At 72.5% G+C, this 20,673-nt stretch carries 22 protein-coding genes; 14 read left to right on the forward strand and 8 right to left on the reverse strand.

Going from position 1 to position 20,673, the window contains the following annotated elements; all coding sequences use genetic code 11:
- Positions 1 to 102: 102 nt before the first annotated feature.
- On the forward strand, positions 103 to 927 hold the full coding sequence (locus ACLE50_RS00060; RefSeq protein ID WP_410941238.1) for a hypothetical protein: 825 nt from the start codon (positions 103 to 105) through the stop codon (positions 925 to 927).
- A gap of 22 nt (positions 928 to 949) precedes the next feature.
- On the opposite strand, the gene ACLE50_RS00065 is transcribed toward ACLE50_RS00060, so the two are convergent.
- Both ACLE50_RS00065 and ACLE50_RS00070 read right to left on the reverse strand, forming a co-directional pair.
- On the reverse strand, positions 950 to 1,378 hold the full coding sequence (locus ACLE50_RS00065) for a DUF1707 SHOCT-like domain-containing protein (protein ID WP_410941239.1): 429 nt from the start codon (positions 1,376 to 1,378) through the stop codon (positions 950 to 952).
- A gap of 22 nt (positions 1,379 to 1,400) precedes the next feature.
- Entirely contained in the window at positions 1,401 to 2,345 is a 945-nt protein-coding gene (locus tag ACLE50_RS00070) for a DMT family transporter (RefSeq protein ID WP_410941240.1), read from the reverse strand.
- A gap of 81 nt (positions 2,346 to 2,426) precedes the next feature.
- Between ACLE50_RS00070 and ACLE50_RS00075 the strand changes: the two genes are divergently transcribed.
- Entirely contained in the window at positions 2,427 to 3,359 is a 933-nt protein-coding gene (locus ACLE50_RS00075; protein ID WP_410941241.1) for a LysR substrate-binding domain-containing protein, read from the forward strand.
- Here the strand turns inward: ACLE50_RS00075 and ACLE50_RS00080 are convergent.
- The 3 genes from ACLE50_RS00080 to ACLE50_RS00090 all read right to left on the reverse strand — a co-directional run bounded on the left by ACLE50_RS00080 (position 3,328) and on the right by ACLE50_RS00090 (position 6,223).
- Positions 3,328 to 4,080: an SDR family oxidoreductase gene (locus ACLE50_RS00080; RefSeq protein WP_410941242.1), complete on the reverse strand. Its 753-nt coding sequence runs from the start codon at positions 4,078 to 4,080 to the stop codon at positions 3,328 to 3,330. The genes ACLE50_RS00075 and ACLE50_RS00080 overlap by 32 nt on opposite strands.
- A 91-nt stretch (positions 4,081 to 4,171) precedes the next feature.
- Positions 4,172 to 4,789 (reverse strand): C40 family peptidase, encoded by a 618-nt coding sequence (locus tag ACLE50_RS00085; protein WP_410941243.1) that lies wholly within the window; start codon positions 4,787 to 4,789, stop codon positions 4,172 to 4,174.
- 354 nt (positions 4,790 to 5,143) lie between these two features.
- On the reverse strand, positions 5,144 to 6,223 hold the full coding sequence (locus ACLE50_RS00090) for an inositol-3-phosphate synthase (RefSeq protein ID WP_410941244.1): 1,080 nt from the start codon (positions 6,221 to 6,223) through the stop codon (positions 5,144 to 5,146).
- Between the two features lie 330 nt (positions 6,224 to 6,553).
- On the opposite strand from ACLE50_RS00090, the gene ACLE50_RS00095 reads away from it, so the two are divergent.
- The 4 genes from ACLE50_RS00095 to ACLE50_RS00110 all read left to right on the forward strand — a co-directional run bounded on the left by ACLE50_RS00095 (position 6,554) and on the right by ACLE50_RS00110 (position 12,043).
- A complete protein-coding gene (locus ACLE50_RS00095; protein WP_410941245.1) occupies positions 6,554 to 6,958 on the forward strand; it encodes a DUF5318 family protein in 405 nt (134 codons plus the stop codon).
- A gap of 137 nt (positions 6,959 to 7,095) precedes the next feature.
- Positions 7,096 to 9,855, forward strand: coding sequence for a transglycosylase domain-containing protein (locus tag ACLE50_RS00100; RefSeq protein ID WP_410941246.1), 2,760 nt, complete (start codon positions 7,096 to 7,098; stop codon positions 9,853 to 9,855).
- Positions 9,856 to 9,884: 29 nt separating this feature from the next.
- Positions 9,885 to 11,384 carry a glycosyltransferase family 87 protein gene (locus tag ACLE50_RS00105; protein ID WP_410941247.1) on the forward strand — a complete coding sequence of 500 codons (1,500 nt, stop codon included), beginning with the start codon at positions 9,885 to 9,887 and terminating at the stop codon, positions 11,382 to 11,384.
- A complete protein-coding gene (locus ACLE50_RS00110) occupies positions 11,381 to 12,043 on the forward strand; it encodes an NUDIX hydrolase (RefSeq protein WP_410941248.1) in 663 nt (220 codons plus the stop codon). Before ACLE50_RS00105 ends, ACLE50_RS00110 begins: the two co-directional genes overlap by 4 nt.
- On the opposite strand, the gene ACLE50_RS00115 is transcribed toward ACLE50_RS00110, so the two are convergent.
- On the reverse strand, positions 12,044 to 12,817 hold the full coding sequence (locus ACLE50_RS00115) for a deoxyribonuclease IV (RefSeq protein ID WP_410941249.1): 774 nt from the start codon (positions 12,815 to 12,817) through the stop codon (positions 12,044 to 12,046).
- 230 nt (positions 12,818 to 13,047) lie between these two features.
- Here ACLE50_RS00115 and rpsF point away from each other — a divergent pair, with 230 nt between their 5' ends.
- The 8 genes from rpsF to ACLE50_RS00155 all read left to right on the forward strand — a co-directional run bounded on the left by rpsF (position 13,048) and on the right by ACLE50_RS00155 (position 19,553).
- Positions 13,048 to 13,362: a 30S ribosomal protein S6 gene (rpsF, locus tag ACLE50_RS00120; RefSeq protein WP_410941250.1), complete on the forward strand. Its 315-nt coding sequence runs from the start codon at positions 13,048 to 13,050 to the stop codon at positions 13,360 to 13,362.
- 11 nt (positions 13,363 to 13,373) lie between these two features.
- Positions 13,374 to 13,928, forward strand: coding sequence for a single-stranded DNA-binding protein (locus tag ACLE50_RS00125; RefSeq protein ID WP_410941251.1), 555 nt, complete (start codon positions 13,374 to 13,376; stop codon positions 13,926 to 13,928).
- A gap of 55 nt (positions 13,929 to 13,983) precedes the next feature.
- Complete coding sequence (gene rpsR / locus ACLE50_RS00130; protein WP_410941252.1) at positions 13,984 to 14,220, forward strand: 30S ribosomal protein S18; 237 nt, start codon at positions 13,984 to 13,986, stop codon at positions 14,218 to 14,220.
- A 14-nt stretch (positions 14,221 to 14,234) separates the two neighbouring features.
- Positions 14,235 to 14,681, forward strand: coding sequence for a 50S ribosomal protein L9 (gene rplI, locus ACLE50_RS00135; RefSeq protein ID WP_410941253.1), 447 nt, complete (start codon positions 14,235 to 14,237; stop codon positions 14,679 to 14,681).
- Positions 14,682 to 15,509: 828 nt separating this feature from the next.
- Positions 15,510 to 16,931: a replicative DNA helicase gene (dnaB, locus tag ACLE50_RS00140; protein ID WP_410941254.1), complete on the forward strand. Its 1,422-nt coding sequence runs from the start codon at positions 15,510 to 15,512 to the stop codon at positions 16,929 to 16,931.
- Positions 16,932 to 17,127: 196 nt separating this feature from the next.
- On the forward strand, positions 17,128 to 17,829 hold the full coding sequence (locus ACLE50_RS00145) for a FadR/GntR family transcriptional regulator (RefSeq protein ID WP_410941255.1): 702 nt from the start codon (positions 17,128 to 17,130) through the stop codon (positions 17,827 to 17,829).
- Positions 17,830 to 17,840: 11 nt separating this feature from the next.
- A complete protein-coding gene (locus ACLE50_RS00150) occupies positions 17,841 to 18,653 on the forward strand; it encodes an ABC transporter ATP-binding protein (RefSeq protein WP_410941256.1) in 813 nt (270 codons plus the stop codon).
- Positions 18,654 to 18,725: 72 nt separating this feature from the next.
- The gene (locus ACLE50_RS00155) at positions 18,726 to 19,553 is read left to right on the forward strand and encodes a TSUP family transporter (RefSeq protein WP_410941257.1); all 828 of its coding nucleotides are present in this window, start codon (positions 18,726 to 18,728) and stop codon (positions 19,551 to 19,553) included.
- A 78-nt stretch (positions 19,554 to 19,631) separates the two neighbouring features.
- Here the strand turns inward: ACLE50_RS00155 and ACLE50_RS00160 are convergent, their stop codons facing one another.
- Together ACLE50_RS00160 and ACLE50_RS00165 are read right to left on the reverse strand one after the other, a co-directional pair.
- Entirely contained in the window at positions 19,632 to 19,973 is a 342-nt protein-coding gene (locus ACLE50_RS00160; protein WP_410941258.1) for a DUF3040 domain-containing protein, read from the reverse strand.
- A 116-nt stretch (positions 19,974 to 20,089) separates the two neighbouring features.
- The gene (locus ACLE50_RS00165) at positions 20,090 to 20,641 is read right to left on the reverse strand and encodes a dTDP-4-dehydrorhamnose 3,5-epimerase family protein (protein ID WP_410941259.1); all 552 of its coding nucleotides are present in this window, start codon (positions 20,639 to 20,641) and stop codon (positions 20,090 to 20,092) included.
- Positions 20,642 to 20,673 lie beyond the last annotated feature (32 nt).

A 20,673-nucleotide genomic window follows, 5' to 3' on the forward strand; every position in this document is an offset into this window, starting at 1 on the left:
AATCGGGACCGTGCGCTGAGTCCCGGTGAACACTGTGTGCCGATCGGAGCCCCCGGGGAACGCCGGGGGCTCCGGCCACGTTGGATCGGCGGGAGGTACGACATGAGCACGGTAGTGACGCTGATCGTCGTGGTCGCGGTGATCGCCGCGATCGTCTGGCTGGTGCGCGGCCGGAACGCGCAGAAGGCCGCGGAGCTGGAGAACGCCAAGGCCGACGCGCGCCGCTGGGTCGAGCGGCTCGGCGGGCAGGTCTACAACCTCACCGGCACCGACGAGGCGTCGAAGCAGGCGCTCGCGGACGCGTCCGAGCGCTACACCGCGGCCGGCTCGCAGATGGAGCAGGCGTCGACGCCCGAGCAGTGCCGGCAGGTGACCGAGACGGCGTACGAGGGCCTGTACTACGTCCGCGCCGCCCGTACGGCGATGGGGCTCGACCCCGGCCCCGAGCTCCCGCCGCTGCCCGGGCAGCAGCAGGCCGGTGCGGTCACCGAGAACCGTGAGGTCGAGGTCGACGGCCACCAGTACGGCGCCTCGCCGAACCCGACCGACCGGAACAGTCACTACTACCCCGGCGGGACGGTCGCGGGCCGCCCGGTGCCGCGCGGCTGGTACTCCGAACCGTGGTGGAAGCCCGCGCTGATCGGTGGAGCGTGGGGTGTCGGGTCGGCGCTGCTGTTCTCGTCGTTGTTCTCCGGGATGGACGGCGCGGAGAACGCCGCCTACGCCGAGGGCCTGCACGACGGCATGGCCGACGCCGGCGGCGGGTTCGACGGCGGTGGCGACGGTGGGCCCGGCTTCGACGGTGACCCGGGTGGCATCGACGGCGGCGACCACGGCCTGTTCGGTGGCGACTGGGGCGGCGGCGACTGGGGCGGCGGCGACTGGGGCAACGACCAGGACTGGGGCGGGGGCGGCGACTTCTTCTGACCGTCGCGCCACCCCACCGGGGTCAGTCGCGGTCCCGCCAGAACAGGTTCGCGACGATCACCGCGGCCCAGATCCCGAGCGGGATCACCGGCCAGAAGAAGGAGAACCCGTCGTCGCCCGCCAGGCCGGTGACCAGCCAGATCGTGCTCAGCACGACCGCGGTCCCGGCCCAGCTCCGCCACTCGTCGAGGTGGCTGCGCTTCCCGGTCTCCGCCGGTTCGGCACCGTCGGCCGGGGCGACGGCGGCGGCCTTCGGCCGCACCGGCAGGTCCTCGACGACCTGCTCCAGCTCGTTGCGGACGGTCGCGGCGTAGGCCCGTTTCAGCCGTTCGTCGTACTCGATCAGTGTCAGCCGTCCCTCGTCCTGCGCGACGCGCAGCCGCTCCGCGACCTCGGCGCGTTCGGCGTCCGAGACCCGGACCAGTCCGGGATCCTGCTCCCCCGCCCCCATGGGACCCGAGGGTAGACCGGACTCAGGCGCCGGGGATCCGTCGTACGGACGATGTACGCGACGGGAGCGGTGCGGTCGCCACCCCGACCCCGGCCAGGCACAGCGCGCCCCCGGCGAGGGCGAGCGGCAGCGGGACCTCGGCGAGCAGCAGCCAGGACAGCGCCACGACCAGCGCGGGGATCGCGTACGTGGTGGCGGCGAGCCGGCCGGCGCTGGTGTGTGACAGGGCGTAGCCCCAGGCCAGGAACGCGACGGCGGTCGGGAACACGCCCAGATAGACCATGGTGACCGTCGACGACGCCGGTGCGGCCGCCGCGGCGGTGAGCAGCTGCGGGGCGAACGGCAGCGCGACGACGGTGCCGGCGAGGCAGCCCAGCCAGGTCGCGGTCAGCGGGTCGACGTGGCGCAGCAGCCGCTTCTGCCCGACGGCGCTGGAGGCGTAGAGCACCGCCGCGGCCAGCCCGAGCAGCACACCCGCGGTGTCGGCGCGACCGGCCGACGTCGCCGTCGTGATCAGGACGACGCCGGCGAGCGCGACCCCGATCCCGGCCACCAGGCGTCGTGGGAAGCCCTCCCCCAGCAGCAGCCCGGCGAGCACCGCGACGAGCACCGGTGCCACGTTGACCAGCAACGACGTCGTACCGGCGTCGAGGTGGCGCTCGGCGGAGTTGAGCGCGAGGTTGTAGAGCCCGAACCAGGCCGCACCCCAGGCCACGATCCCGGTGAGCACCCGTCCGCGGGGCAACCGGGGCGCCCTGCCCCGGGCCGCGCGGACCCCGACGACCACCGTCAGCACCGCCGACGCGGCCAGCAGCCGGCCCAGCGCCAGGGCACCGGCCGGGTAGTCGTGCCCGGCCGCCCGGATCCCGACGAACGCCGACGCCCACAGCACCACCGTCACGACCGCGGCGAGCACGGGCATCGGCACGGAACGCAGGGACGGCACGGGCGCGGCGACGGCGGTCATGTGATCAGCGTGGAACCGCGAAAGCTTCAGCACCAGCGGTTTCTCCTACCGGACCGTTCAGTCCCGCTGTACGGTCGTGGCGTGCTCGACACCCACCGGCTGCGCGTGTTCCGCTCCGTCGTCGCCAGTGGCTCGGTCGCGGCGGCCGCGGTGAACCTCGGGTTCACCCCGTCCGCGGTCAGCCAGCACCTCACCGCGCTCGCCCGCGAGACCGGGCTGACCCTGTTCGAGCGGGCCGGTCGCGGGCTGCGGCCGACCGCGGCCGGGCTGGCGCTGGCCGAGCAGGCCGACGCGATCCTGCTGCGGCTCACCGAGGCCGAGACCGTCGTCGCGGACCTGCGGGCGGGCCGTGCCGGATCGCTGACCGTGGGCTACTTCGCCTCGGTCGGTGCGGCGTGGCTGCCCGCGGTCGTGGCCCGGCTGACCGGCGAGTTCCCCGGGCTGCGGTTGCGGATGTCGCTGCTGGAGTGGCTGCCCGACGACCCGGCCGAGCGGGTGGACCTGCAGGTCGCCGTCGAGCGCCCGGACTACGTGCCCGGCGCCGGGTTCACCGCCCACCACCTGCGCGACGACCCCTACGTCGCGGTGCTCCCCGCCGGGCACCGGTTCGCCGGGCGCGAGGAGGTCGAGCTCGCCGAGCTGGCCGGCGAGCTGTGGGTGGACAACGACTTCGCCCGCGGCTGGTGCCGGCGCAACCTGGTCGAGGCGTGCACCGCGGCCGGGTTCAGCCCGCCGTTCGGCGTCGAGGCGCACGACTACCCGACGGCGCTGGCGTTCGTCGCCGCCGGGCTCGGGCTGACGGTGCTTCCCGAGCTGGGCGCGGTGTCGCTGCCGACGGGGCTGTGCGCGGTGCCGATCGTCCGTCCCACCCCGGTGCGCACGATCCTGGCCGTGGTCCGCGACGCCGTCGCCGGGACACCGCCGGTGCGCGCGGCGCTGGAGGTGCTGCGTTCCGAGGCCGTCGCGACCCCGGACCCGGTCCTCAGCCCTGCGGGCGGACCACGATCTCGGTGAGGTGCGCGTCCGGGGTCGCGGTGACCGCGGCCAGCACCGCGGCGGCGACCGACTCCGGGCGCAGGAACTTCGAGCCGTCGTAGACCCCGCCCACTGAGCCGATGCTCGTTCCGCCTGCGCTCATCTCGTGCTCGACGACGCCCTGCTGCATCACCGTGTCGGTCCGGCCCGGGTGCACCGATGTGACTCGGATGCCGTTGCCGGACTCCTCGGCGCGCAGCGCGTCGCCGAACGCGCGCAGCGCGAACTTGCTGGCCGCGTAGGCGCCCCAGCCGGGGCGGACGTTCAGCCCGGCCCCGGAGTTGATCAGCACGACGTCGGCCCCGCCGTCGGCGCCTGCGGCGCGCAGGGCCGGGAGCAGCAGCCGGGTGGTCTCGGCGACCGCGACGACGTTGACGTCGAACTCGTGGCGCCAGGTCGCGGCCGGGACCTCGGCGATCGTGCCGAGGTCGGTGACGCCCGCGGAGTGCACGAGCACGTCCAGCCGGGGCAGGTCGGGCACTGCGGCGGCCAGGGCCTCGTCGTCGGTCAGCTCGACCGGCATGGTCGTCACCTCGACCGGGCCCGCCGCGCGCAGCTCGTCGCGCACGTCGTCGAGCCGCTTCTCGTCGCGCCCGCCGATGACCAGGTCGTAGCGCGGGGCGAGCAGGCGGGCGACGGCGGCGCCGATGCCCTGGGAGGCACCGGTGACGAGGGCGACGGGGCGGCGGGGCGAGGTCATGGACGCAGAACCTACGCGAGCCGCGAGCGGCCCCGCCTCCCACGCACGGGGGTGCGGGAGGCGGGGCCGGTGGCCGGTCGGGAGACCTGGCTCAGAGGCGGCGCGCGGAGTTGAACGGCATCGCGTCGATCGACGAGGTCTTCACCGGCTGGCCGCTGGTGCTGGCGTGCACGACCTTGCCGTTGCCGGTGTAGATGCCGACGTGGCTGACCGGGGTGTAGAAGAACACCAGGTCACCGGGCTGCAGCGCGGACTTCGAGACCGCGGTGCCTGCACTCGCCTGCGCGCTGCTGGTGCGCGGCACGTCGCGGCCGGCCTTGCTGAACGCGTACTGCACGAGCCCGGAGCAGTCGAAGGCGCTCGGACCGGAGGCACCCCAGCTGTAGGGCTTGCCGATCTGGGCCTTCGCGGTGTCCAGCGCGGAGCTGCGGATCGCGGTGGCCGCAGCGGCGGCCTTCGCAGCGGACGCGGCGTGCAGCGCCGCCGGGTTCTGGGCGATCGGCTGCTGGGGCGTGGCGAACGCGGCGGGGGCCACGTCCCGGGTCACGGTGCCTGCGCCCGGGGCGGTGGCCCCGGCGGCGTCGGCGGTGGGGGTGTTGTCCGTGTCCTGGGAGCCGGTGGCCGGCAGCAGGGACAGGACGGCGGCCGCGGTGGCCGTGGTGGCGGCGACGGCGGCGCGGAGCGCCGGAGCGGTGGTTCGCTGGGGCACGGGGAGTTCCTCGGGGGTAGCACCACCGGAAGACCGTGGGGGCGGGGAGACCGGGGAGCTGCTCGCCGGGACGACGAACAGGTGGCCTGCAGCCCGCCCGCGTCGTCGCCCGGCGGTGACCTCACGCCCGTCCGCCCTCTGGTGGGTGCCGGTCGCGCGAGGCCGACAACCACGTTACGAACAGATATCAGGTAGATAAATGACGCACGACACAAAATAGTGATGACGGCGCTCACGAACAATTCCGAGACCGTTCCGGATCAGAAACTTCCGCATCCGGAAACGCGACGACCCGGCCGTGACCTGCGCGATCACCGGCCGGGTCGCCGAGCGGGTGTTACCGGAAGGAACGGTTCAGTTCTCGATCTCGCCCTGGATGAAGGACTCGACCCGGTCGTAGGCCTCGGAGTCGCGGTACTGCTCCGGCGGGGACTTCATGAAGTAGCTCGACGCCGACAGCAGCGGGCCGCCGATGCCGCGGTCCTTCGCGATCTTCGCGGCGCGGACGGCGTCGATGATGATCCCGGCCGAGTTCGGGGAGTCCCAGACCTCGAGCTTGTACTCCAGGTTCAGCGGGACGTCACCGAACGCGCGGCCCTCGAGGCGCACGTAGGCCCACTTGCGGTCGTCGAGCCACGCGACGTAGTCCGACGGGCCGATGTGGACGTTGCCCTTGCCCATGTCCCGGTCGACCTGGGAGGTGACCGCCTGGGTCTTGGAGACCTTCTTCGACTCGAGCCGCTCGAGCTCCTTCATGTTCAGGAAGTCCATGTTCCCGCCCACGTTGAGCTGCATCGTGCGGTCGAGCTGCACGCCGCGGTCCTCGAACAGCTTCGCCAGGACGCGGTGCGTGATCGTCGCACCGACCTGGGACTTGATGTCGTCGCCGACGATCGGGACGCCCGCGGCGCGGAACTTCTCGGCCCACTCGGGGTCGGAGGCGATGAAGACGGGCAGCGCGTTGACGAACGCGACGCCGGCGTCGATCGCGGCCTGGGCGTAGAAGCGGTCGGCGTCCTCGCTGCCCACCGGCAGGTAGGACACCAGCACGTCGGCCTCGGCGTCGCGCAGCGCCTGCGCGACGTCGACCGGCTCGCCGTCGGCCTCGGTGATCGTGTCGCGGTAGAAGCGGCCCAGCCCGTCGAGGGTCGGGCCGCGCTGCACGGTGACGCCGAGCGGCGGCACGTCCGCGATCTTGATGGTGTTGTTCTCGCTCGCCGAGATGGCCTCGGAGAGGTCCTGCCCGACCTTCTTGGCGTCCACGTCGAACGCGGCGACGAAGGTGACGTCACCGACGTGGTAGCCGCCGAAGTCGACGTGCATCAGCCCCGGGACCCGCGTCGACGGATCCGCGTCGGCGTAGTAGTGGACACCCTGCACCAGCGACGCGGCGCAGTTGCCCACGCCGACGACCGCGACCCGAACCTGACTCATCGCAGGCTCCTCCTGTTGTCTGTCTCGTCTGTCGTTGCACCGGCGGATCCGGGGCCGTTCCGTCGTGCCGCGCACGGCGGCAGCCACCCGGATCCCGCAGGCGGGGCCGTGGATGACACCCGCTCACCGCCGCCGTCGCCGCGCAGCTCCGTCGCGGGCCCGACCGTCGAGAGTATCCGCCCGTTCCGGAGGTGCGCTCCGCGGATGATCGTGCTCACAGCGGGAACACACCCGGACACCGGCTGCGACCTGGGACGAAGCGGTCGCGCCGTCGGGTGGACCCTCCGACCGACGGGCCCCACCGGCGCACACCGCGCGTACCCTGGACGGGTGCTCAGCCCGCGACAGGTGGTGGACTACGCCCTGCAGCGCCGTGCGCAGCTGGCGTCGGTGCGCGACGGCCGCGTCGGTCTCGAGGAGGCCTGCGACGCGGGCGCCTACCTGCTGCGGGCCGCCCGCTTCCACGGCGTCGCGACCCGGGACGACTGCCCGATCTGCGAGCGCGAGCACCTGGTGCACGTGTCGTGGGTGTTCGGCGAGAGCCTGCGCCACGTCTCCGGGTCCGCCCGGCCCGAACCCGAGATCGCCGCGCTGGCCGAGACCCACCCGGAGTTCACGGTGCACGTCGTCGAGGTGTGCCGGGGCTGTGGATGGAACCACCTGGTGCGGTCGTACGTCCTGGGAACGGGGCGTTCCGCACGTCGCAGGCCGGGCCGCCGGAGCGCCGGTGGCTGATCGTCGGTGACCCCGCTCGACCCCCGGCCGGCGTCCCCGCCCGGCCGGCTCCCCACAGCCGCGATCCCGCAGCACCGGGCACCCCGTCCCGTGACGCGGTGGGCCCGCCCGACCAGAGACCCCCACGGAGCCTCCCGGTGAACGACGAGCGAGACCCCCGGCGCCACGCCCCGCACCCCGGCCCGCCCCCCGGCGGCGCCGTCCGGCCCGGACCCCCGCCGCCCGGCGGACCCGGGCGCCCGGGCCCGCGGCCGGGCAACCCGCCGCAGGGAGGTGGCCCGCGTCCGCCAGCCCCGCAGCAGGGGCGTGGCGGCCCGCCGCCCGCGCCGCCGCAGCTGATCACCCACGAGCCGGCCGCGGCCGCGTCGCCGCCCCGGCCCGCGCCGCGACCCGCCCCCGGCGGGCCACCCGGCCCGCCGGACCGCGGGGACGGTGGCTCCGGTGGCTCGGGCGACGGCGGCTCCGGTGGCGGTGGCCGGAAGCGCTCCGGCCGCGGGCGGAAGATCGGCAAGGCGCTGTTGTGGCTGGTCGCGCTCGCCGTGCTCGGCCCGCTGCTCGCGGTCGCGATCGGCTGGGTCGTGTTCACCGTGCCCAGCGCCGAGGACGTCCGGGTCAGCCAGGTCGCCACGTTCGACTACGCCGACGGCTCGCCGCTCGCGACGGTCCGGCCGGACAACGTGAACCGGATCAGCATCCCGCTCGACCAGGTCCCGATGCACGTGCGGCAGGCCGTGCTGTCGGCGGAGGACCGCTCCTTCGAGTCCAACCCCGGCTTCGACGTCGGCGGTATCGGCCGTGCCGTGCTCAACCAGCTGCGCGGCGGTTCCGGCGGCGGCTCGACGATCACCCAGCAGTACATCAAGGTGACCACCGGTGAGGACCAGCACTCGCTGTTCCGCAAGTTCCGCGAGGTCGTCCTGGCTGCGAAGATCTCCAAGGAGATGACCAAGGACCAGATCCTCAACAACTACCTGAACTCGATCTACCTCGGTCGCGGGGCCTACGGCATCCAGGCCGCGGCGCAGGCGTACTTCGGCAAGAACGCGGCGGACCTGACCCCGTCCGAGGGCGCGGTCATCGCGGGGCTGATCCAGTCGCCGTCCCGGTGGGACCCGGCCAAGGACCTGCAGACGTCGAAGAAGCGCTGGAACTTCGTGCTCGACGGCATGGTCGCCCAGCGCTGGATGACCCCGGCCGACCGCGCGAAGCAGCAGTTCCCGCGGTTCAAGCAGACGGCAGGCGACCAGGGCGGCAGCGGTATCCCCGGCGACGACAAGGGGCACGTCTACCACGCCGCACGGGCCGAGCTGGAGCGGTTGGGGATCTCCGAGAACGAGATCAACACCCTCGGTCTGACGGTGGTCACGACGATCGACCCGAAGGCCCAGGAGGAGGCCGAGAACTCGGTCAAGCAGATCATGGAGAGCCAGCCGGGACAGCTGCGCTCGTCGCTGGTCTCGATCGACCCGAGGACCGGCGCGACCCGCGCCTACTACGGCGGGGACAACGGCGTCGGCCTGGACTACGCGGCCGTGCTCAAGCAGCCCGGGTCGTCGTTCAAGCCGTTCGTGCTGGCCGCGGCACTGCAGGGGAACCCGCCGATCGGGCTCGGAACGACCTACGACGGGTCGTCGCCGCAGATGCTCGCCGGCACGAAGATCACGAACTCCGAGGGCCTGAGCTGCGGCAGCTGCTCGGTCAAGGAGGCCATGACCAAGTCGATCAACACGGTCTTCTATAAGATGGGTCTCGACGTCGGTCCGCCGAAGGTCGCCGAGGCCGCGCACCAGGCCGGCATCCCCGCGGACCTGCTGCCCAACCCGACCGGCGGCATCTCGCTGGGTGACCGCGAGGTCCACCCGGCCGACATGGCGTCGGCGTACGCGACGTTCGCCGCCGACGGTGTCCGGCACGACCCGTTCCTGGTCCAGAAGGTGACCACCGCAGACGGTCGCGTGCTGTTCGACCGCGGCAACCCCGGCGACGGCGAGCAGGTCATGGACCCGAAGGTCGCGCGCAACGTCACCGAGTCGATGACCGACGTCGCGAGCTCGTCGCGGATCGCGCTCTCCGGCGGGCGCCCGGTCGCGGCGAAGACCGGCACCGTGCAGAGCTCCACCGAGGGCCAGAACAACGACGCCTGGACCGTCGGCTACACCCCGTCGGTCTCCACCGCGGTGTGGGTCGGCACCGACGACAACAGCCCCATCAAGACCTCCGCGGGACGACCGATCTACGGCCGGATGCTCCCGGGGTCGATCTGGAAGTCCTACATGGACGACGTCCTGGACGGCACGCCCGTCGAGAAGTTCTCCGACTACGAGCCGGTGGGCCAGGCGCCCCCGCAGCAGACCTCCACCGGCGAGAGCCAGGGCACCGGCCAGCAGGAGCCCTCGACGCAGCCGAGTACGGATCCGCAGCAGGGCGGCGATTCCGGCAACGGCGGGGACCGCGGCCAGGGCGACGGCGGGAACGGCGGCGACCGTGGCAACGGCGGCGACCGCGACGGCAACGGCGGCGACGGCAACAACCGCGGCGGCGACAACGGTGGCGGCAACGGCGGCGGTGGCAACGGCGGCAACGACGGCGGCGGTGACAACGGCGACAACGGCGGTGGCGGCAACGGGAACAACGGCGACAACGGCGGTGGCGACAACGGCGGCAACGACGGTGGCGACAACGGCGGCGACAACGGTGGCGGGGACAACGGCGGCGACAACGGTGGCGGCGGGAACGACGGCGGCAACGGTGGCGACGGCGGCGGCGAGGGCCGCCCGAACACGACCAACCGCGATGCGGCCGGCGGCGGCCCCGGTGGTGGCAACGGGGGAAACCCGAACGGCGGCGGTGACCGTGGCGGCGGGAACCCGAACGGTGGCGGTGACGGCGGGCGGTGACCGCGCCGACCGGAGCGGACCGCCCCGGCGTGACGGACCCCCGTCCCGGGACCGGTGAGCGAGCGGTCCCCACGTGGACCGAGCCTCTCGCCCGGGCCGCGAGCCGCGTCGTCGGCGGGCCGCTCGGGCGGCACGCGCTGGTCGGTCGGTCCCGCTGGTGGACACCGCTGCGCGTGGTGCTGCTGCTCGCCGTCGTCGTGCTGGCGCTGTCCTGGCTGGGCAAGGCGGCCTGCCTGCAGCAGTACCGGACCCCCGACGGGACGCTCGCGCTGGACTGGCGGGAGGACCGTCAGTACGTCGCGATGTGCTACTCCGACACCGTCCCGCTCTACGGCCTGGAGGGCCTCGCCGACGGCGGGCTCCCCTACCGCGACGCCTGGACCGACACCGCCTCGGACGGCAGCACGACCGAGCGCTACATGGAGTACCCGGTCGTCACCGGGTTCTTCCAGTGGACCAACGCGCAGCTGACCGAGGGATGGCTGTGGCTGGCCGAGCACTCGCCGCTGCCGGGCGGGCTCGACGTGGTCGTCTACTTCGACATCACCGCGTTCTGGCTGGCCGCGGCCTGGCTGACGGTCGTGTGGGCGGTGCTGATGCTGCGCCCCGAACGGCCGTGGGACGCCGCGCTGGTCGCGCTGTCCCCGCTGGCACTGGTGCACGCGTTCACCAACTTCGACGCGATCACCGTCGCCCTGGCCACCGGCGGCCTGCTCGCGCTGCGCCGGGACCGGACGCTGCTCGCCGGGGCCCTGCTGGGCATCGGCGCGGCGGCCAAGCTCTACCCGCTGCTGATCCTGCTGCCGGTGCTGCTCGTCGGGTGGCGCCGCAGGTCCGACGGCGGTCTCGTACGGGCCGCCCGCACGATCGGCGCGGCCCTGCTCACCTGCGCGGTGGTGAACCTGCCCGTCGCGCTGGCCTGGCCGCGGGGCTGGTCGGAGTTCTTCCGGCTCAACTCCACTCGGCTCGCCGACCCGGACTCGATCTGGTACGCGCTGAGCTGGTTCACCGGCTGGTCCGGCTTCGACGGCCCGCTCGACGACGGGCAGGTACCGGTCGTGCTGAACACCGTCGTCGCGGTGCTGACGCTCGTCGCGTTCGCCGGGATCGGCTGGCTCGCGCTGCGGGCCCCGCGCCCGCCGGCCGTCGCCGAGCTCGCCTTCCTGACCGTGGCGGCGTTCCTGCTGTTCAACAAGGTGTGGAGCCCGCAGTACTCGCTGTGGCTGGTGCCGCTGGCAGTGCTGGCGATCCCCCGCTGGCGCACCCTGCTCGCCTGGATGGCCGTCGACGCGCTGGTCTGGGTGCCGCGGATGTACCAGTACCTCGGCGTCGGGAACAAGGGGCTGCCACCCGGGCCGTTCCTGGTCACGGCGCTGGTGCGCGACGCGGTCGTCGTCGCGCTGTGCGTCCTCGTGGTCCGGCAGATCCTGCGCCGCGACCCGGTGCCCGGACAGGACCCGGAGCCGGTCTGGCCGCGTCCGCGCGGTCCCCGCTCCGCGGGGGCCGTCCGCGCGGGGGTCGGCTCGTGACCCCGGCGACGCCCGCGGCGCGGCTGCGGGAGCGGGTCGAGCAGGCCCTGCGGGTGCTCCCGCCGGAGCAGCGGCGCGTCGCCGACGACGCCGAACGGGCCGGGAGACGTGCGGCCGCGGTGACGATGACGCTGGTGCCGCTGTCCGGGGCGACCGGGGACGGGCCGCTCGCCGACGAACTCGGCTTCCTGCTCACCCGGCGGGCCGCGTCGCTGCGCGCCCACTCGGGCCAGTGGGCACTGCCGGGCGGGCGGATCGATGCCGGTGAGACCGCCGAGCAGGCCGGCCGCCGGGAGGTCTCCGAGGAGGTGGGACTCGACCTCGGCCCGGACCGGGTGCTGGGCCTGCTCGACGACTACCCCACCCGCTCCGGCTACGTGATCACCCCGATCGTGCTGTGGGCAGGCGACGCGGGCGAGCCGGAGCCGAACCCGGACGAGGTCGCCGAGCTGCACCGGCTGCCGCTGGCCGAGATCGACCACGAGCCGCGGTTCCTGACCATCCCCGAGTCCGACGCCCCGGTGATCCAGGTGCCGCTGCTCGGCCGCTACGTGCACGCCCCGACCGGCGCGGTGCTGCACCAGTTCCGGGAGGTCGTCCTGCAGGGACGCCCGACCCGGGTGGCGCACCTGGAGCAGCCGGTGTTCGCCTGGAAGTAGCTACTTCCCGACCTGTTCGCGGAGGTAGGCGATGTCGCGGGCCTGGCCGTCGGCCGGGGTCTCGACGACCACCGGTGCCCCCGCCTCGGCGACGACGGCGGCCAGCTCGTCCGGCGGGATCGTCCCGGCGTCGATGTTGGCATGCCGGTCGCGGGCCGAGTCGAACCCGTCACGTGAGTTGTTCAGATGGATCAGGTCGATCCGGCCGGTGATCGCCCGCGCCCGCTCGACGATCCCGGCGAGCTCCTCGCCGCCGGCGAACGCGTGGCAGGTGTCCAGGCAGAACCCGACGCCGAACTCGCCGACGGCGTCCCAGAGCCGGGCCAGCGCGTCGAACCGGCGGGCCATGGCGTGCTCGCCGCCCGCGGTGTTCTCGATCAGCACCGGCACGTCGAAGCCGTGCTCGCCCGCCTGGCGCTCCACGAACTTGCGCCAGTTGTCCACCCCGGCGGCCGGGTCGTCGCCGGAGGTCACGTGGCCGCCGTGCACGACCAGCCCGAACGCGCCGACCTGCGCGGCACCCGCCAGGTGCTGCTGGACGATCTTGCGCGACGGGATGCGGATCCGGTTGTTCGGCGACGCCACGTTCACCACGTACGGCGAGTGGACGACCACGGCGACGTCGGACGCGGCCAGCTCGGCCGCCCGCGGGTGCTCCGGCGGCTTCTTCCAGCCCTGCGGGTCGGACAGGAAGAGCTGGACGACCTCCGCCCCGACCTCCTCGGCCGCGGCGAGCGGATCCTCGGCGTCCCGGACGTGTGCCCCGATCTGCATGGGTCCACGGTAGCGAGCACCCCCGACACCGAGCGGTCGTGGCGCCACCGCCCGGCCCACGGACGGACGCCGTACCCGCAGGTCGGACCCCGGACGGCCGTTGGTAGTGTTCCCCGGTCATCCCGTGGTCCCGGTCCGTGTACCGGAAACTGTCGGGGTGGTCTGAGAACCTCCTGTCACGGCCGTCCGGGTCGTGACCGTTTCGAGTCCACAGGAGGTGAGTGGTTCTCATGCGTCATTACGAGGTCATGGTCATCCTCGACGGCAGCCTGGACGAGCGCACCGTGCAGCCGTCCCTGGAGCAGTTCCTCTCGGTCGTCAAGAACGACGGAGGATCGGTCGAGAAGATCGAGGTCTGGGGCAAGCGCCGCCTGGCCTACGAGATCAAGAAGCAGGGCGAGGCCATCTACGCGGTCGTCGAGATCACCGCGGAGCCGGCCACCGTCGCCGAGCTGGACCGCCAGCTGGGCCTGAACGAGTCCGTGCTGCGCACCAAGGTGCTGCGCAAGGACGTCACCCGTACGCCGGCGCCCGCCGCCGGCTGAGAGGGGTAGTCATGGCCGGCGAGACCGTGATCACCGTCGTGGGCAACCTGACGGCGGATCCCGAGCTGCGGTTCACCCCCTCCGGCGCCGCGGTCGCCAACTTCACCGTCGCGTCGACGCCGCGCACCTTCGACCGCCAGTCCGGCGAGTGGAAGGACGGCGAGGCGCTGTTCCTGCGCTGCAACATCTGGCGCCAGGCGGCGGAGAACGTCGCCGAGTCGCTGACCCGCGGCGCGCGGGTCGTGGTGCAGGGGCGTCTGCGGCAGCGGTCCTTCGAGACCCGTGAGGGCGAGAAGCGCACCGTCGTGGAGATGGAGGTCGACGAGGTCGGCCCCTCGCTCCGCTACGCGACCGCCAAGGTCAACAAGGTCGGCCGGGGCGGAGGCTCCGGCGGCTTCGGTGGCGGCGGTGGTGGTGGCGGCTACGACGGCGGCGGCTTCGGTGGTGGCCAGCAGGGCGGCTCCGGAGGCAACAGCTCCGGCGGCGGTTCCGGCTACGACGACCCGTGGGGTTCGGCCCCGCCCGCCGGCAGCGGCGCGGCGTCCGACGACGAGCCCCCCTTCTGATCCACGTAACCACCGCCCGCCCGACGGGCGGCTGAGACACTCCAGGAGCACCACCATGGCCAAGGCCATCGTGCGCAAGCCGAAGAAGAAGGTCTGCGCGTTCTGCAAGGAAAAGGCGCAGCCGATCGACTACAAGGACACCGGCCTGCTGCGGAAGTTCATCTCCGACCGCGGCAAGATCCGTGCCCGCCGGGTCAGCGGCAACTGCCGTCAGCACCAGCGGGACGTCGCCGTCGCGGTCAAGAACTCCCGCGAGGTCGCCCTGCTGCCGTACACCTCGACGGCCCGCTGAGGAAGGGGACACTCATGAAGCTCATCCTCAACGCCGACGTCCCGAACCTGGGTGCGCCCGGGGACATCGTCGAGGTCAAGGACGGCTACGGCCGCAACTACCTGCTGCCGCGCAAGCTCGCGGTCGTCGCCACCCGTGGCGCCGAGAAGCAGGTGGAGCAGATCCGCCGTGCCCAGAAGACCCGCGAGATCCGCGACCTGGGCCACGCCCAGCAGGTGGACTCGCAGCTGCGCAACATCAACGTGACCGTCCCGGCCAAGGCCGGCGACTCGGGCCGCCTGTTCGGCTCGGTCACCCCGAACCAGGTCGTCGACGCGGTCAAGGCCGCCGGCGGCCCGGTGCTGGACAAGCGCAGCATCGACGTCCCGGGTCACATCAAGACCCTGGGCAAGCACCAGGTGCAGGTCCGCCTGCACCCGGAGGTCACCACCGAGCTGGCCATCGCGGTCGTCTCGGTCTGAGTTGATCCGGGTCTGATCGCACCCCCGGTGCCGGCCACCGGGAACCGGCCACGGGCCGGGTGTCCGGTCGGCTACGCAGCGTGACAGGGCGGTGTCCGGAGCAGATGTGCTCCGGACACCGCCCTTCTCGCGTTCGAGGGGCCTGGTGCCGGCCCACGAGGCCCGTCGCGGAACCCCGCGGCGGGCCTTCGTCGTCTCCGCAGCCGCGCCGCGACGGTCGCCCGGACGGGGCGGGTGCGGGGGTGTGCGACACCCTCCGGAGCCGCGGGCACGGTCGCCGGGACCCGTTCGGGAACGACGCACGACACGCCACGCGGTGACGCCTCGCTCGTCGGGCGGTCCTGTGGACGCGGCGGGCGGCGAACGGCATCGACGACCGTGCCGACACGCCGATCACCCCGGTCCGGCGACACGCCCGGCCGAAGTTGTCCACAGCCGTCCCCATGGCACTGAACAGGGAAAACGCCGGTGAAGACGTCGTTGTCCCCATGCTGTCCACAGTGCGGTCCCGCGACGGGCGGTGTTCCTGCACAGTTCTGCACATTCCATCCCCAGGTCCCCCCACACCGCGATTCGTCAGGGGTCCACGGCGGCGCCTAGCCTCGGTTCCGGTCCCGGCGACGGACCCGCGAGCACCGCCCCGGCGACTGGCCCGCACGTCACCGCCGGGCCCCGGATCGAGACGACCGGCGAGCGGCCGGACGGTCCGGTGTGGAGGCAGGCGGGCGGCACGAGAGGCCCCGCCGACGGAGTTCGCGAAACGGTTCGGCGTGTCGCTCGCACGTCGAACTCGTGTTCGATACACTGGTTGCGGGGGTGACGCTGCGTATGGCTCTGACGGACGATCGTCCGGCCGGGAGGCCTCGTGCCGTCCGCGACGGCGAGGGATCGCCGGGCGGGAACGGGGACGGCGAGTCGAACGGTGCGTTCGACCGGCAGCCACCTCAGGACCTCACCGCGGAACAGTCGGTGCTCGGCGGGATGCTGCTGAGCAAGGACGCGATCGCCGACGTGGTGGAGGTGCTGCGGCCGGAGGACTTCTACCGGCCGGCGCACCAGACGGTGTACGAGACGATCCTGGATCTCTACGGCCGGGGTGAGCCCGCGGACGCGGTGACGGTGTCGGCGGAGCTGCAGCGGCGCGGGGAGCTGGTGCGCCTGGGTGGTGCGCCGTACCTGCACACGCTGATCGCGACGGTGCCGACGGCGGCGAACGCGTCGTACTACGCCGAGATCGTCGGGGAGAAGGCGATCCTGCGGCGTCTGGTCGAGGCCGGCACCCGGATCGTGCAGCTGGGGTATCACGGCAACGACGGCGGTGAGGTCGAGGAGGTCGTGGACCGGGCCCAGGCCGCAGTCTACGAGGTCACCGAGCGCACCACCACCGAGGACTACACGGTGCTGGAGGAGCTGCTCCAGCCCACGATGGACGAGATCGACACGATCGCGTCGCAGGGCGGGATGGCCGCCGGTGTGCCGACCGGGTTCGCCGACCTCGACGCGGTGACCAACGGCCTGCACCCGGGACAGATGATCGTCGTCGCGGCCCGTCCGGGTCTGGGCAAGTCGACGCTGGGTCTGGACTTCGCGCGGTCGTGCTCGATCAAGCACGGGATGACCAGCGCGTTCTTCTCGCTGGAGATGAGCAAGTCCGAGATCGTGATGCGTCTGCTCTCGGCGGAGGCGCGGATCCGGCTGGCCGACATGCGTGCGGGCCGGATGTCGGACGAGGACTGGACGCGGATGGCGCGGCGGATGTCGGAGATCTCCGAGGCGCCGTTGTTCATCGACGACTCGCCGAACCTGACGTTGATGGAGATCCGGGCCAAGGCGCGGCGGCTCAAGCAGCGCAACGACCTGAAGCTGATCATCCTGGACTACCTGCAGCTGATGACCTCGGGCCGCAAGGTCGAGTCCCGTCAGCAGGAGGTCTCGGAGTTCTCCCGGCAGATCAAGCTGATCGCCAAGGAGCTCGAGGTGCCGGTGGTGGCGATGAGCCAGCTCAACCGTGGTCCCGAGCAGCGCACCGACAAGCGGCCGATGCTGTCGGACCTGCGTGAGTCCGGCTCGATCGAGCAGGACGCGGACATGGTGATCCTGCTGCACCGCCCGGACGCGTTCGAGAACGACGACCCGCGCGCCGGTGAGGCCGACCTGATCCTGGCCAAGCACCGTAACGGCCCGACCACCACGGTCACCGTCGCCCACCAGCTGCACTACAGCCGCTTCACCGACCTCGCGCACGGCTGAGCCGGCGGCTGCAAGGTCTCGAATCCGACTGCACTTTCCGACGAAGGACGCACGTGATCTGCATTCGTGCAGATCACGTGCAGTCGCGCGGTGCGCTCGCGCCTCGTTCACCGCGCTCCAGTCGGCGAGCCACCGAACTCACTGTCATCAGACGTCTGAAGACTCTGCTAGCGTGCCGCACCGTGGAGATGTCCCCATGACCACGAGCTGGCGCCCACTCGAGCACGGACCAATCGTTCCCCAGGTGGAGACACGCCTCCGGGAGTGCGTCTCCACCGGTGCATGGGCCCCGGGCGAGAAGATCCCGAGCGAGTCGGCTCTTGCCGCCGAGATCGGCGTCGGCCGCTCGTCGGTACGCGAGGCCATACGCCTGCTCAGCAGCGACGGCCTGCTCGAAGTACGGCACGGCTCCGGAACGTTCGTGGCCACCCCGGGATCCTCGACGGCGTCAGTGGCGCAGATGCTGCGCTGCGCCCGGCTGCTGGAGGTCTACGAGGTCCGTCGGTCACTGGAGGTCGAGGCGGCCCGCCTGGCAACGCGCCGCGCCGCGGCCGACGACCTCGTAGGGCTCCGCGAGCGGCTGGCCGACCGTGCGGCGCGCGTCGATGATCCCGAGCAGTTCGTAGTGACCGATCTGGACTTCCATGAAGCGATCGTGCGTCTGTCCGGCAACGCCGTGCTGATCGATCTGTTCGCGTTCGCCCGGCCGATCATCCAGGCCGCACTGATCGACCGGATCGCGAACGACGGCCACCTGGCCGACGTGGACGACGCCCACGACGACCTCGTCACCGCCCTCGAGAACCGCGACGAAGCCGCTGCGATCGCCGCGACCATCGCGAACCTGGAGACGACGATGCAGGAGCTGCAGGCAGAAGAGCGGCGGGCCCGACGGTGACGGCGACACCTGTGCTCGATCGCCTCATCCTCGATGCGCGCTCGGTCGACATCACCCGGTCCGGGAAGCAGCTGCTCGACGACGTCGACATGCAGGTGCGATCCGGCGAGCACTGGGCACTGCTCGGCGCCAATGGGGCCGGGAAGAGCACACTGCTCGCGCTTCTGGGGGCGCGAATGCACCCCACAAGAGGCCAGGTGCATGTCCTCGGCCACCGGCTGGGGCGCGTCGACATGCGTGAGCTCCGTGAGTACCTGGGGCACGTCGATCCCCGACACGAGGTGACGTCGCCGCTCCCGGTCCGGGAGGTGGTCCTGACCGGTCTGACGAACACTCCCGAACCCGTCCCGCGCCGTTCTCTCACCCGGGAACAGATCTGGCGCGCAGAGCATCTGATCGACATGCTCGGCATCGGAGCCATTGCCGACTCGCCCTGGCAGCTGCTGTCCCAGGGCGAGCGGACTCGCACTCTGATCGCCCGGGCGCTCATGCCGGCTCCCCGCCTCCTGCTGCTCGACGAGCCCGCGACCGGACTCGACCTCGCGGGCCGCGAACAGCTACTGAGCAGGCTCTGCCGGCTGGCCGCCGAGCACCCGGAGCTGGCGAGCGTCACCGTCACCCATCACCTGGAAGACCTTCCGCCGCACACCAGCCATGCTCTGCTCCTCCGCAATGGACAGAGGCTGCGGGCCGGCCCCGCTGACGACGTCCTCACCACGCACAACGTGTCCCGGTGCTTCGACCACCCGGTGATCATCTCCAGGAAAGACGGACGATGGTCGGCGCGGAGCGCTCCTTCCGCGCCGAACGCCAGCACCACCTGAGCTGAACCGGCATCCGGGTCCGCGCCCAGTCGGCCACCAAGTCATCAGACGTCTGAACAGTAAGGAATCGTAGTGCCACAGCTCGACCGAACATCACAAGACATCGCCACCGGCAGTGCCGTCGCGATCGGCGCCACCGGCGGCCTCGTCGGAGGACTCCTCGGCGGCGGAAGCGGTGTCTTCTTCGTTCCTGCCCTCGACCATTTCGGTCGGCTGTCCCGGCCCGTGCTGCACGGCACCTCTACCGTGGCCAACATCGCCGTCTGTGCGATCGGCGCCCTCGTCTACTACCTCGCCGGGGGCGCCATCGACGTGGAGGTCGGAAGCGGTCTGATCGTCGGCGGCATCGTCGGCGGCTTCTTCGGCGCCGGAATCATCGCCCGCGTCCCCGACACGATCCTTCGGATCCTGTTCATCGCCATCGTTCTGCTGACCGCCCTCAAGCTCTACCTCGACGCCCTCGGCCTGAACCCACTCCACGACGCGGCGGCGCTCTCCCCCGAGCTGCTGGCGGTCCCGTGGTTCGTCGTCGCCGTCACCGTTGTCGCCGGGATCCTCATCGGCGCCTGGGCGGCTGCACTCGGCCTCGGTGGCGGACTGCTCGCCGTACCGGCGCTGGTGCTGCTGTTCGGAGCCGACATCCACACCGCCGCCGGTACCTCGCTGCTGATGTTCGTGCCGAACTCGATCGTCGGCGGGATCATGCATCTGCGCAAAGGCACCGCATCCCCACGGCTGGGGCGCCTGCTCAGCGTTGGCGCAGTCCCGGGCGCAGTGGCCGGAGCGCTGCTCGCGCTCGCCCTCGACGCGGTGGTGCTCGGCATCGTGTTCGGCACGTTCGCGCTGGCCATGGGCATCCGTGAGATCGCCCAGATGACCCGACAGCGCGTCGGCGGCTGACCTGGGGCCGCTGGGTTCACGACGTGGCTGTGTTCACGACGTGGCTGGTACTCGTCGGCGCGGGAGCCGTCGCCCGGGTCAGGCGGTGCGGGGGCGGCCGGGGTCCACGGCCGCGACCCCGAGAGCCAGCACGACGAACGCGATCCCGGCGACGACGACGGGGACGTTCACCGCGACCGCTCCGGCGAGCAGCACGACCATGGCGAGCACGAGCAGGATCGAGGGCAGCCAGCTGCTCATCCGGGCCTGGTGGCGGTGCGTGGCCGAACCGGCGGACCTGCTCAGCTCACCGAACCGGCGGACCAGCCACGGGTCGCTCACCCGCAGGTTCAGCTCGATCTCGTGCAGATCCCGGACCTCGCGCTCGCTCAGCACCGCGTACAACCCCTCGTCGTCGGGCCGGTGCTTCCTGCTGTGCACCGGCGCTCGGGCCTGGGGCGTCATCGATCCGGGCGGGACCCGAGTTTACGTGACCGGATCGTGATCTCCTCACCCGGACGAGCGGGATCACACCCCGCGGTGGGTGCGGGGCGGGATCACCAGTGCGACACCCGGTCCCGGCGTGGTCCGGCGGGCACGCCGAGCCGGCCGCACAGCGCGGTCCAGCTGCGGGCCGCGTCCGGCGGGAGCGGCGGTGTCGTGCCGTGCCCGGTGCGCGGCAGCAGCCAGCGGATCCGCAGGTCGGGGTCGTCGGGATCGACCTGGGCGCGGCCCGGCCGCGACCGGCGCACCGCTGTGGCGGTCTCCACGACCGTCCGCTCCTCGAGCGCCTGCACTCCGACCAGGCAGCCGGGCGGCACGATCAGGCGATGCCCCTCGCCGGCGTCGAGGACCTGGACCGCGAGCCGGCCGAAGGTCTCCGCGGCCGGGCGCGCGTCGACGACCACGGCGTAGCCTGCCCCGGCGACGACGTCGAGCAGCAGGCCACCGCGCGGAACCAGGTGCAGGCCGAGCACCGCTCCGGCGGACAGCCGGCGCCGGCGGCGGAACCGCAGGTCGTCGTAGGCACGCAGATCCGGAGCGTCCGGGCCGGGCGCTCCGGGATCGAGCAGCAGCGCTCCCGGGACGACGGTTCCCCGTACCCGCATGCCTGCCCCTCCCTCCTGATGCCCGGCGAGCG

It is taken from the genome of Pseudonocardia phyllosphaerae, assembly GCF_046546475.1.
GTDB lineage: Bacteria > Actinomycetota > Actinomycetes > Mycobacteriales > Pseudonocardiaceae > Pseudonocardia > Pseudonocardia phyllosphaerae.

Excerpts from the sequence above, each read along its gene's own strand:
- rpsF (WP_410941250.1), top strand. The coding sequence starts at position 13,048 with ATGCGTCATTACGAGGTCATGGTCATCCTCGACGGCAGCCTGGACGAG.
- ACLE50_RS00070 (WP_410941240.1), bottom strand. The coding sequence starts at position 2,345 with ATGACCGCCGTCGCCGCGCCCGTGCCGTCCCTGCGTTCCGTGCCGATG.
- ACLE50_RS00115 (WP_410941249.1), bottom strand. The coding sequence starts at position 12,817 with ATGCAGATCGGGGCACACGTCCGGGACGCCGAGGATCCGCTCGCCGCG.
- rpsR (WP_410941252.1), top strand. The coding sequence starts at position 13,984 with ATGGCCAAGGCCATCGTGCGCAAGCCGAAGAAGAAGGTCTGCGCGTTC.
- ACLE50_RS00145 (WP_410941255.1), top strand. The coding sequence starts at position 17,128 with ATGACCACGAGCTGGCGCCCACTCGAGCACGGACCAATCGTTCCCCAG.
- dnaB (WP_410941254.1), top strand. The coding sequence starts at position 15,510 with ATGGCTCTGACGGACGATCGTCCGGCCGGGAGGCCTCGTGCCGTCCGC.
- ACLE50_RS00090 (WP_410941244.1), bottom strand. The coding sequence starts at position 6,223 with ATGAGTCAGGTTCGGGTCGCGGTCGTCGGCGTGGGCAACTGCGCCGCG.
- ACLE50_RS00125 (WP_410941251.1), top strand. The coding sequence starts at position 13,374 with ATGGCCGGCGAGACCGTGATCACCGTCGTGGGCAACCTGACGGCGGAT.
- ACLE50_RS00065 (WP_410941239.1), bottom strand. The coding sequence starts at position 1,378 with ATGGGGGCGGGGGAGCAGGATCCCGGACTGGTCCGGGTCTCGGACGCC.
- ACLE50_RS00165 (WP_410941259.1), bottom strand. The coding sequence starts at position 20,641 with ATGCGGGTACGGGGAACCGTCGTCCCGGGAGCGCTGCTGCTCGATCCC.
- rplI (WP_410941253.1), top strand. The coding sequence starts at position 14,235 with ATGAAGCTCATCCTCAACGCCGACGTCCCGAACCTGGGTGCGCCCGGG.
- ACLE50_RS00060 (WP_410941238.1), top strand. The coding sequence starts at position 103 with ATGAGCACGGTAGTGACGCTGATCGTCGTGGTCGCGGTGATCGCCGCG.
- ACLE50_RS00080 (WP_410941242.1), bottom strand. The coding sequence starts at position 4,080 with ATGACCTCGCCCCGCCGCCCCGTCGCCCTCGTCACCGGTGCCTCCCAG.